At 36.9% G+C, this 10,407-nt stretch carries 12 protein-coding genes; 4 read left to right on the top strand and 8 right to left on the bottom strand.

Features of this window, described 5'->3' with window-relative positions:
* The 6 genes from BTO22_RS14020 to BTO22_RS13995 form a co-directional block, all read right to left on the bottom strand.
* Positions 1-340 (bottom strand): OmpA family protein (locus BTO22_RS14020; protein ID WP_181044657.1); only part of this gene is annotated, 340 nt, incomplete at its 3' end.
* A 125-nt stretch (positions 341-465) separates the two neighbouring features.
* The gene (locus tag BTO22_RS14015; RefSeq protein WP_258132598.1) at positions 466-1,572 is read right to left on the bottom strand and encodes an ABC transporter permease; all 1,107 of its coding nucleotides are present in this window, start codon (positions 1,570-1,572) and stop codon (positions 466-468) included.
* Positions 1,573-1,575: 3 nt separating this feature from the next.
* Positions 1,576-2,691: an ABC transporter permease gene (locus tag BTO22_RS14010; protein WP_105056016.1), complete on the bottom strand. Its 1,116-nt coding sequence runs from the start codon at positions 2,689-2,691 to the stop codon at positions 1,576-1,578.
* Positions 2,692-2,723: 32 nt separating this feature from the next.
* The gene (locus tag BTO22_RS14005) at positions 2,724-3,701 is read right to left on the bottom strand and encodes an HlyD family secretion protein (protein WP_105056015.1); all 978 of its coding nucleotides are present in this window, start codon (positions 3,699-3,701) and stop codon (positions 2,724-2,726) included.
* 4 nt (positions 3,702-3,705) lie between these two features.
* On the bottom strand, positions 3,706-5,073 hold the full coding sequence (locus BTO22_RS14000; protein WP_105056014.1) for a TolC family protein: 1,368 nt from the start codon (positions 5,071-5,073) through the stop codon (positions 3,706-3,708).
* A gap of 98 nt (positions 5,074-5,171) precedes the next feature.
* Positions 5,172-5,633, bottom strand: a complete 462-nt coding sequence (locus BTO22_RS13995) for a TetR/AcrR family transcriptional regulator (RefSeq protein ID WP_060993744.1) — start codon at positions 5,631-5,633, stop codon at positions 5,172-5,174.
* Positions 5,634-6,092: 459 nt separating this feature from the next.
* Between BTO22_RS13995 and BTO22_RS13990 the strand changes: the two genes are divergently transcribed.
* Entirely contained in the window at positions 6,093-6,389 is a 297-nt protein-coding gene (locus BTO22_RS13990) for a YfcZ/YiiS family protein (protein WP_061005315.1), read from the top strand.
* A 75-nt stretch (positions 6,390-6,464) separates the two neighbouring features.
* Here BTO22_RS13990 and cspE read toward each other — a convergent pair whose 3' ends face one another.
* A complete protein-coding gene (gene cspE, locus BTO22_RS13985; RefSeq protein WP_061005313.1) occupies positions 6,465-6,671 on the bottom strand; it encodes a transcription antiterminator/RNA stability regulator CspE in 207 nt (68 codons plus the stop codon).
* Between the two features lie 198 nt (positions 6,672-6,869).
* Between cspE and BTO22_RS13980 the strand changes: the two genes are divergently transcribed.
* Entirely contained in the window at positions 6,870-7,484 is a 615-nt protein-coding gene (locus BTO22_RS13980) for a hypothetical protein (RefSeq protein WP_061005310.1), read from the top strand.
* Positions 7,485-7,522: 38 nt separating this feature from the next.
* Positions 7,523-8,446: a LysR family transcriptional regulator gene (locus tag BTO22_RS13975; RefSeq protein WP_060993741.1), complete on the top strand. Its 924-nt coding sequence runs from the start codon at positions 7,523-7,525 to the stop codon at positions 8,444-8,446.
* A 25-nt stretch (positions 8,447-8,471) separates the two neighbouring features.
* Here BTO22_RS13975 and BTO22_RS13970 read toward each other — a convergent pair whose 3' ends face one another.
* Positions 8,472-9,572: a 1-acyl-sn-glycerol-3-phosphate acyltransferase gene (locus BTO22_RS13970; protein WP_105056013.1), complete on the bottom strand. Its 1,101-nt coding sequence runs from the start codon at positions 9,570-9,572 to the stop codon at positions 8,472-8,474.
* A 182-nt stretch (positions 9,573-9,754) separates the two neighbouring features.
* Between BTO22_RS13970 and BTO22_RS13965 the strand changes: the two genes are divergently transcribed.
* Positions 9,755-10,372 (top strand): AraC family ligand binding domain-containing protein, encoded by a 618-nt coding sequence (locus BTO22_RS13965; RefSeq protein WP_258132597.1) that lies wholly within the window; start codon positions 9,755-9,757, stop codon positions 10,370-10,372.
* Positions 10,373-10,407 lie beyond the last annotated feature (35 nt).

Raw genomic sequence — 10,407 nt, 5'->3', positions numbered from 1 at the left:
CTTGACTATCAGTATGCCCAGCAATAAAGACTTCTGATTCCGGTTTATCTTTTAATAACTTAGCTAAGTTTGATAAAACATTTTTACTTTCTTCTTTTATAGTAATACTGCCTGAATCGAAACTTTTATCTCCATTAAGAAGAAGGATAATTTCGTTATTAGATCGGGCAATGCTCCCCATATCACTAGTGATGAATTGATTTAATTCCTCATTGTGATAATCAACAAAACTTTCAATTGTCGGTGTTTCTTTAATACCTGCTGTTTCATCTTCGGATGTACTTTGACAGCCCGCTAAAAAGCTTGCTGCAATAATCAATCCCAGTATCTGTTTTTTCATTATATAAATCCCTAGTCCAACTATGGGATAATCTAACAAACTTCGATTACAGTTTCCTGCTCAGTAAAAATGAAATCGAGACACTTCAATTTGATGTGAAATTATGCTGTTACTCAGTATCATTATTAAGATTTATTTCGTTTACTGATAAAAAATAAAAGAGCATAAAGAAGGCATAAGCCATAAAGAGCGCTCATATTAAGAAGTACACTCGATAAACCAGCTCCTTGCTGATTTAACGTTAAAAAGCCATTAATCGCAAAGCCACTTGGTAATGTATGCATTAAGTCAGTTATTAAACTAGGAATAAGCTCCGTCGGCCAAATGAATCCAGCACTAAAGACTATGGGCATAGAGCTAAACAAAACCACCAATAAAAGACTTTCTGGTGTTGGTAACCATCGAGCGAGCAACATCCCTAATAGAATCACAGCAGAGATAAATGGAATCAATAAAACGATTAATTCTAACGCGGTGGCAAAGCGACTAATATCATAATGATTAAAGACAGCCCCAAAGTAGAAACACGCCAACACTAATTCAGAAAATAAGAAGATACCAAAACGTACAATTAAATGTGAGATCGTGTTTTCAGACATCTTGCTCGCTTTTTGTCGAATACCAACCGCCATTAGTAATGTCTGCTGTAAAATTAATACAAAAACAGCAGGAACGACGTATTGAACGTAACCCATATTGTGATTAAATACGGGGACATAATTTGATTTAAAAGGTTGGAATGTATTTATCGCTGTATTAATGGGGGTACCATCAATCGTCATGTGTGCGACACGATATTCAGCAGCAAGGGTTCCCCCTGCTTTCATTAAACCTTCAATAATTGTTCCGTAAATCAAAAAATACGATGCATCACCAGCATAAGCAACCGTTGGTGCTTGGCCAAGTTGTAATTTAGTTGAAAAGTCGTAAGGGATAACGAGAAAGCCACTCACTGTATTATCTAAAAATTGTTGCTTTGCTTGATTTATGCTTTCAGCTTGTTCAACGACATTAAGTTGTTGAGATTCATTGGCCATACGAATAAATTTTCGACTTAAGTCTGACTTATCCATGTCGACAACGGTGATTTTTTGCTCTTCAGGGCTTTGGTTTAAATAAGGCAATGGGTATAAAAATGCGTAAAATAACACGCCACCTATCATCGCGAGTACAATCGTACTATTACTAAAAATAGCCTTTGCTTCATTTTTAACTAACGTGAGAAATGACATAAACTACTTCCTTAATCGCGAAATAAGCAGCACTAAAGGCAATGTAAATAACAAAAGAATACCAACATGAGATAATGTCTGATTAAAAACATAGCCATAATTAGCTTGTTCTATTTGAGAGCGAACAAAATGACTTGCCGGTAAAATAGAGTGCCAGAATGTAGCTAAACTATTCATGTCCGTAACAGGAAAAGTAACCCCAAGAAAGGCAAAACTAGGCGCAGTATAAGCGCCAGAAATGCTCATCGCTTTGACTATATCGTTTGTACCATAACCAATCGCAGTACCTAAACTAATACATGCGAACGTCATTGCACTCATTGTCATAAGAAACGTACCTATTTGGGCATCAAATGGGAACTGTAAAATACCATACAAGAAGTAAAACAGAACGGCCCCTAATGACATCCCAATAATAAAATACACAGCGATAAACTGCGCGATACTGCTCAACGTTTGTGAATCAAACCATTCTCTGATATTTTTTTTATTACTGAGCATCATTTCATTTTTCATTGCCCAAATCATCCCTACAATAATAGCCATTTGCCAAATCGCAGGTAAAATTGCGGAAACCAAAAATTGATTATAACTACTGCCTAAATTGAATAGAGGCGTTACTTGGACTTTGATCGGGACTGCTGAATTGATTGCATGAGTCCACGTTGATTTCTTCGTACTTAATGTTTTAACGGCCGCTAATTTCGCTTGAATCGTCATGTCCGTTTGCATTAGCGCTGAACTGATTTGTTTTGCTATAAGAATAAACTGCCCGTTATAAAATCCGGATACTTGTGGACTCTTTCCTAATAAAACATCTCGTTCAAAATCTCGTGGAATTACGATATAACCATAATTTTCACCATTCTTTAATGCTTGATTTGCTATCAACGTATTAGGTTGAACAGAGCGAACAGCTAATGTGGGGGTCGCATCGTAATCACGAGTGATCATTCTTGATAAACTTGATTGATCAAGATCCACCACATCGATGGGTAATTCTCGGACAACAGATGCAGAGAATACCCACCAAATAATCAAGGATAATACTAATGGCAGGCCAAAAGTAACAGCAATTAGCCACGGATTTGAGCAATAAGAACGCCAGAATGCTTTCATAAAAAATCAACTATAACCGATGATACACAAAGTTAATCAAGCTTAACTATGGCACTCATTCCTACTCGTAAATTAGGAATTTCATTAACAGGGTGCGCTTCAATCTCAAATGTTTTTAAATCGAAGCCTTGGCTATTGTCAGTCGCACGCCACGTTGCATAATCCCCCATCACCGCAATATGTGTGATCGTAAAGAGAACGGTTTGATCTAGGGCCGGTAAATAAACGTCTATTTGTTGATCTTTTTTGTAATTTTTCAGCTTATCTTCACGAACATGAAAGACAGCCCATGCTTGTTTTATATCAATAACACTAACAACAGGAAATCCTTGGGGTGCAATTTCACCTGCGTTAAGCATTACTTGAGTGACTTCACCGTTGTACCAGCTATCAATTTTGGTATCTGCGACATAGGCTTCAACTTCTGCAACTGACCCCATTGCCATTTTTACTTTTTCATTAGCAGCACGTTTTGTTTGAGAACGTGCACCTTCTTTAGCCATTTGATACATTTGATAAGCTGCACTTTCTGTATATTTTGATGCTTGCCATTGAGTGTAGGCCTCATCTTTCTTTTGCTCTGCAACGACACCATCTTTATATAAGTTATTTACACGTGCATAGGTTTTTTCAAGCAACTTATTTGCTGCTTTTGCTTTTTGCCACTGATCTTTTGCAGCTGCCACTTGTTGCGTTCTCGCTCCTTGTTCAGCTTCTTCTGCCAACGCACTTGCGGCAGCCTCTCCGGCTTTAGCTTGAGCTAGCTTAGCTTCAATTTCAGGACTGTATAATGAGAATACGGCTTGTCCTTTTTCAATCATCTCGCCTTTTTTAACGTATATGTTTTCTATACGACCAGGGACTTTAGACGATATATTATATTGTTCAGCTTCAATCTGACCTTGAAGTAATTCTGGTCGAGGTTGATATGCAGCCCAAAAGCTATAACCTACCCACCCGATAACACCAATAACAACGCATGAAACTAGAATCTTTTTTGGTGAACTCATTATATTACCCTTGTCTTGCTTGAAGTTGATATTGAACGAACGTATCGGTTTGATTACTTAATGCCAACAATTTAACCAGTGAGATGACATAATTAAACGATGCTAATGAACGCTGAGTTTTAATACTGGCTAAATATAGCTCTGCGTCTACGACATCCAATGACGTAGACAGTCCTTGCTTAAACGCCTTCTCACGTAACGTTACATTTTCTTGTGCTAATTCAATACTAGACGCTAAACCATAATACTCATCTATTGCTTGAAGCGCTTCTCTATACGTTTTTTCTACCAGCAAAGAGAGATCTTGTTTTGCTTGTTTTTTCAAGTACTGAACTTGTTGAATCGCGCTATGAGCTGCAACCACTTTTTCTGAACGGCCCTTGTTATCTAACAGCGGGACATTCATACCAACACCAACCATCCAATCAGGAGCTATTTCTGCAGATAAGCTGTCTCCCTCATATAGATTATAGTTACCATACAGATACACTTCTGGGTAATATCGACCTTTCTCTGCTTTAACTAAACTCTTAGCTTGGACTTCTTTGGCATCTAACAATGCAAGACCTGGGTAAGTATCTAATGTGCTATCAACAAATGAATTAAGCTGTGGAAGCGTTTTATTAATAAATAAAGCAGTTTCTGGAGTGACAACGTCACTAGTTTGTAACATGCGTAATAACGCTGCGTTTGCTATATCACGATCTTGCTTTGCTTTACGTAAATCAACCTTTGCTTTGTCGTAAGAAGCTTCAGCTTGTAAACGTTCCACTCTTGCTATTTGGCCTTGTTGTTCTAATTTAATTGCATTATCACGATGTTTTGCAAGACCCTGCTCTACTTCACTGTAGGTTTTAACAACTTCACTTGTTAAAACGACACTAAAGTAATACTTCGCCAGATCTTCATAAGAGGCTTGTTGCTTCATTAATAATTTATTACGAGCTTCTTCTGTTTTCCCTTCCGCGGCACTTTCTGCTGCAGAGATACGACCACCAGTAAAGATTGGCCAGATAGCACGTATTGAGCTCGTAAAAATATCACGCTCAGTCAAAGTTGATGTTACTGGACCGACTAATTGGCTGAGAAATGGGGAATTTGAACCTGTACTATCTATAAGCTGTTGGCCAGAAACGGTTACGTCATCATCTAAGTAGGTATAATTTGCACTTAAGGTAATAGAAGGAAGATTAAGATCAGAAGTGCCAGAGGCTAAAGCTTCTTGACGTTGAACATTAGCGCGTTCGGCAGCAATACCATTATGGTTTTTGAGCACATTTTGCCATGCACTATCAAAATCAACTGATTTAGCACACACGGACAAAGAAAGTAATGTTGTAAATAAAGCAGATATTCGTGAAATTTTTAGCATAAACCCTCCAATTAATAGAGTATAAACTCTAAATGGTTTAGTATGCAAAAAAAAAGCTCATCGAGGGCATCGATAAGCTTTTAAAAAAGTAAATAATATTACTTCGTCATACGAATTAGAGATAGGCCTATTAGCCATTCTAGATCTTTACGGCTTTCTTCGCCGTATAAATCTTCAACCATTCCGTATAAACGCTCAATACCATTACTTGCAAATTCATGTGCATTTGCAGAAGTAACAATATGGTGGAATAAAAGACGTAGAATTGCGCGGAATTGTTCATCTTCTAAAGAAGCTATCCAGCTATCGATAAACGCTTGTTTATCACCTTGCATTTCAAGACGTTCAGCAAACAAACGGAAAATACGGCCATCTAATGCAGCGGTAAAATCTGTTTTCTTTGGAAAGTGATGGCTGATACCTGTTCTTGACACGCCAGTTTGTTGGCTTAGTGTCGTATATGACATCTTGTCATAGCCTAAGCGTAATAGTTGATCAATAACCGCATCCATGATTTTTTGGATAGTGATTTCAGTATCTTCTTTACTTCTTTTTGGCATAATAAGCTCTTCTAATGTGATTAGTCCATTAAGAAATCAATCATAAAAATTAACTCAATAGAACATAAGGTTAATTTATAAGATTCAACTCCATTTGTATTATTTTTTTATAAGAATTTGCACGATAAACATACACCGTAATCTGACTGTTAATTGCTTCTCAAAATTAAGAATCGTTGTTTTAACCGAAGTTCAGCTTACCCTTTATTCATGCAACCAGTTGTTATGTATGTATTCTCCTTTATACAGTATGGAATTACAATACACCACTCTGGATTCTGACAAAGATTTGTCATAAAGGTTCACATTTTGAGATTTCCATCCCAAGTAATCGCACTGTAATGGAAAATTTAATCAATTGTTACTAGATGGTATTTGATCATAATATTACTTTAAATGATAGTTTTCTGATACAAAGAAGCATAATATAAAGACATTGTAACTATTGAGGATATAAGAATGACTTCTGAAGTTGAGCAAAACGTACCATGTGATGCTTGTGGTTGTAGCGCAGAAATGGGTTTTGTTATTAAAGAAGGCGATGATGTTGCTGAAGTAAGCATCTTTGCAGAGAACAAAGCACAATTAGAAACCGAACTCGCAAATTACTTATCTCTTGCAAAAGAAGTATGTGACGAAGTTGAACACAGTATTAAACTATCTGAAGATGAAAAAGAGCTACACGCTCGCTTGAAGTTTTCTTGCAGTGCTGAAAAATTAATTTATGAATTGAAAACACGCTCTCTTACTCGATAAGAGAGGTTGTTAACATCTTAAGTTAGAAAAAAGGCTTTCGATTACGAAAGCCTTTTTATTAATTTGTTATGCCGATTAAGCAGCGTGGATATTGCTTGCTTGAGGGCCTTTTGGACCTTGTTCAACATCAAAAGTTACTGCTTGGCCTTCTTTCAACGTTTTGAAACCTTCTGATTGGATCGCGCTAAAATGTGCAAACACATCTGGTCCATTCTCTTGAGCGATAAAACCAAAACCTTTCTCTTCGTTAAACCATTTTACAGTACCAGTTGCTTTAGACATTACGTCTCCTTAACCTTTAAAAGTTGAATTACTTGCGACTTTATTTATCGCGGCGGTATTAAATACCGAATTTCACTATATCAAATGTGTTTTCATAAAAAAAATGTAAAAATAGGACTCATATCACTGAACTGAAATTAAACTTATTTAAGTTTTAGCCGATAACAAAGTAAGCCATTAATACTAAGTTGCCTTTATATGCCTAAATTAAATACTGCTCTCATTATCTTCTTGATGTCCATAGTTATCTCTCCACTGTCAATGGCTGAAATGCTTAATAAACATCGCCTTATTAATCATATTGATAGCTATGGAAATATAAGCTTAAGAAATACAAATTATACAGAGCTACCAGACGGTCTAGAGTTAAAAGGTAACGTAAATCTAGCCAATAGTAAGATCATTAAATTACCTAAAGGCCTTATTATTGATGGTAACCTTAATCTAGCAAATACCACGATTAAAACAGTCCCTCGTGGAACTCAAGTCAAAGGTTATCTAAATCTGGCAGGTACAACTCAGCTTAAGCGCTATACTCGTGGTATTAAAGTCGCTGGATTTATTAACTTTGCAGGTTCTGGACTTACGGAATTGCCACCACGCTTAACCGTTAATGGGGATTTAAGCGTGATTAGAACACCTCTTGCTCTATTACCAAAGCAACTAACAGTGAAAGGGAATTTATATCTTGGATATTCGAAAGTTACTGCCCTGCCTGACGATCTAATCGTAAAAGGGAATATCTACCTTGGTGGCCAGCAAATTACTGATTTTCCTGAATCAATAAAAGTAGATGGTTATATTTTTAAGTAGTATTACAATAGAGTAATCATTTTTCTTTAGGCGCGATAATGTTAGACAATCTACATCAAATGGTGATCTTTGCAACGGTAGCTAATGAGCTAAATTTTACTCGCGCTGCTGAGAAATTAGGGATATCAAAATCTCACGTATCTAAACAGATCAAAGCATTAGAAACCCGTCTAGATTGCCAACTCGTTCAACGTAATAATCGCTCGGTCTCTATTACAGAGTTAGGCCAACAATACGCTGAATACAGTCAAAAACTCATTGATACCGCTTATGAAGCCGATGCGTTGCTTGATGCTCATCATGGTCGCATCTCTGGAGTATTTAAAGTCGGTATCGCACAATCTTTTGGTAATCGTCATATTATTCATGCGTTAGCTGATTTTCAGGCACAATTTCCAGAAGTAGAATTAGAAGTGAGTCTTTTTGATCACAAGCCCAAATTACTCGAAGATGGATTAGATTGTTGGATAGCCATTCACGATAATATTCCAGAAGGCATGGTGGCACGTAAAATTGCTGATTGTCGCTTCATTGTGGCGGCGTCTCCTAGTTACATTGAACAACATGGCCTACCTTCTCGCCCCGCTGATTTAGCACAACATAAATGCATCGCTTACCAAAGTAATGAACGTAAATTTAATGAGTGGGAATTTACTCGAGATGGTGTTCATCAAGTGGTTAAGATCCAAAGCATTTTTAAAATAGATAACGCCTCAGCCATTTTAGATGCTACAAAAGCCGGTGCTGGAGTTTCGTATTTAGCGAGTTATTTATTAGAAGATGAATTTGAAAACGGAAGCTTAGTTCGTCTATTAACGGAATGGAAAGCGGACATGGTGTTACCAATTTATGCGGTCTACCCTAGGCGCCAGCATTTGCCCCCTAAAGTTCGTACCTTTATTGACTTTTTATCCCAACAAGTAGGTAATCCTCCTCACTGGGATAAAAAGCTATTTCTTTAATTCTGTTCTTTTGTTGCCGTTATTACTATGCGTTTTTTACTGGGTTAGCATAAAGCGCACGTAAGAATGGTTGTTCTTCTAAAGATAGTTGTGCCAATTTCTCTTCTAGCTCACGTTTAACTTCAGCTGTTACTTCGTCCGACTCAATATTTGCAGCAGCATAATTGATTGGGAATAAACGATAATTCTGATTAATTTGTTTATCCATCACCTCTGCTAGTTCATCAGCAGACTCTGGCGACGATGTGACAACGTCACCAAAGTGAATATGAATTCGCTTTTTATGTCCAATGATCCCTTTAATGATGCTATCTATATCTTCAAATTCCCCTTTTTCATAAGAGCCAAGTGTTGCTACTGCATTTAATTCTTTGGCCTTTTGAACATCTAAAGGATCATTTTCGTAAGAGATAGATACAGGAACAATTTTTAGACTGTTCATGTAATCAGAAAAATTTTCTTTACGTTTTCTACCTTCGACATGGAACATTTTCAAAATAGCAGGATCAGTGAAATCATTTCCATCTTTTGCTCGCCCTTCTTTTTGAGCTATCCAAATTGAATTATTTGTCTCTAATGAATGCTTAATATAAGAAGACAGCAATCCAAGTGCTTTTAGCATTTGGCGTGGTGCTTTAGCAGAACGTTTTACAATGAAGCTTTTGTTTAACTTCATTAGTTCGGTGCTGCATGATTTCTTCAGTAAGTTATCACCAATTGCAATTCTTACTGTTTGCATCTTATTGTTATATAAAACCCAATTCATTAAAGCTGGGTCCATTGCGATATCACGATGGTTAGACACAAACAGGTAAGCCTGATTTGAGTCCAACGAGTCTAACCCACTGTAAGTAATTCCATTCGTTGTTTTTTTAACGGTCTTATTCAAATAAGAGGCTACGTTTAGTTGAACGTCCTCAACGGTTGTGATTTTTGACAATGAACCACGTAATTTATAACGAAGTAACGGTGCTAAAAGCCAAAATAGAAACTTAGACGCTGATGGAAACTTATAATGCAGAATAGCGGTAATGAATTCATCATCAGAAATTAAACGCTCAATTGCAGCAGGAACTTCTTCATCATTATACGGGCGAATTTCTTGATAGATATCTTGTGTGGTCATTTTTAGACTTCTGGTTACCGAAAAAGGAAGTAAGGCCGTATTCTACTTGATTTTATCCCTCTTGTACGTGATCAATTACAGAGGTCGTACCATTGCTTGCTAAATATCGTGCTTATCATTGAGAATCCATTGATTTTTGAATGAAAATCAGTAAAGTTACGATCTCAAATTTAGAGGTTACTATGAAAAACGCAATTACGTTTCAGTCAGAGACACATTCACATCTTCTTTATACGGCTCGTAAGAAAAAGAATCATTATGAATTGATTTCGGTACAGACCGGAGCTGTTCTAGTTCGCCTAGGGAAATGGGAATATTTAGTAATGCCTGGAGAATCGTTTTGGTTACCTTTTGATGCACTAAGTGCAATGACCGTTGTTCCTAATTCTACAATTTCATGTATTCAATTTTCAATTAGAACCCGTGAGTCATTACCTCACCAAGGTGGCTATGTGGAGATGACACCTCTTCTTATTGCGGGTTTAGATAAGTTACACTCACCAACGATATCTGAGCAGGCTCAACAACGTGTATTGTCTGTTATGCAAGATGAGCTGTTAGAAGCGTCTCTACATACTGATTTATCGGAAGAGTCAAAAAGCATTAATACTTATTTATCAGCATTAACAGAAAATAAAACCACCAGTGGATACTCGGTATCTCCTGATATGATGATGACGTTAAAAGTGCGTGAAGCAGACAAAATGCGTAAATCAGGTGCTAAAAATGACATGATTGCTGCACGATATTTCTCTGGTAATATAGATTTTCTTTTGCAAGCTAGCTCAATTTTAGCTTAATCAAAAAACAGTATTGTTCGTAGAAGCTCGTAGAA

It is taken from the genome of Aliivibrio sifiae (assembly GCF_002954705.1).
Classification (GTDB): Bacteria; Pseudomonadota; Gammaproteobacteria; order Enterobacterales; family Vibrionaceae; genus Aliivibrio; species Aliivibrio sifiae_A.
The sequence above is the reverse complement of the archived record's forward strand: the minus strand, read 5'-3'. Positions and strand labels throughout refer to the sequence as shown.

What these genes read in the sequence shown, in the direction of transcription:
- BTO22_RS14015 (WP_258132598.1), bottom strand. Translation starts at nt 1,572, where the DNA reads ATGTCATTTCTCACGTTAGTTAAAAATGAAGCAAAGGCTATTTTTAGT.
- BTO22_RS14010 (WP_105056016.1), bottom strand. Translation starts at nt 2,691, where the DNA reads ATGAAAGCATTCTGGCGTTCTTATTGCTCAAATCCGTGGCTAATTGCT.
- BTO22_RS14005 (WP_105056015.1), bottom strand. Translation starts at nt 3,701, where the DNA reads ATGAGTTCACCAAAAAAGATTCTAGTTTCATGCGTTGTTATTGGTGTT.
- BTO22_RS14000 (WP_105056014.1), bottom strand. Translation starts at nt 5,073, where the DNA reads ATGCTAAAAATTTCACGAATATCTGCTTTATTTACAACATTACTTTCT.
- BTO22_RS13995 (WP_060993744.1), bottom strand. Translation starts at nt 5,633, where the DNA reads ATGCCAAAAAGAAGTAAAGAAGATACTGAAATCACTATCCAAAAAATC.
- BTO22_RS13990 (WP_061005315.1), top strand. Translation starts at nt 6,093, where the DNA reads ATGACTTCTGAAGTTGAGCAAAACGTACCATGTGATGCTTGTGGTTGT.
- cspE (WP_061005313.1), bottom strand. Translation starts at nt 6,671, where the DNA reads ATGTCTAAAGCAACTGGTACTGTAAAATGGTTTAACGAAGAGAAAGGT.
- BTO22_RS13980 (WP_061005310.1), top strand. Translation starts at nt 6,870, where the DNA reads ATGCCTAAATTAAATACTGCTCTCATTATCTTCTTGATGTCCATAGTT.
- BTO22_RS13975 (WP_060993741.1), top strand. Translation starts at nt 7,523, where the DNA reads ATGTTAGACAATCTACATCAAATGGTGATCTTTGCAACGGTAGCTAAT.
- BTO22_RS13970 (WP_105056013.1), bottom strand. Translation starts at nt 9,572, where the DNA reads ATGACCACACAAGATATCTATCAAGAAATTCGCCCGTATAATGATGAA.
- BTO22_RS13965 (WP_258132597.1), top strand. Translation starts at nt 9,755, where the DNA reads ATGAAAAACGCAATTACGTTTCAGTCAGAGACACATTCACATCTTCTT.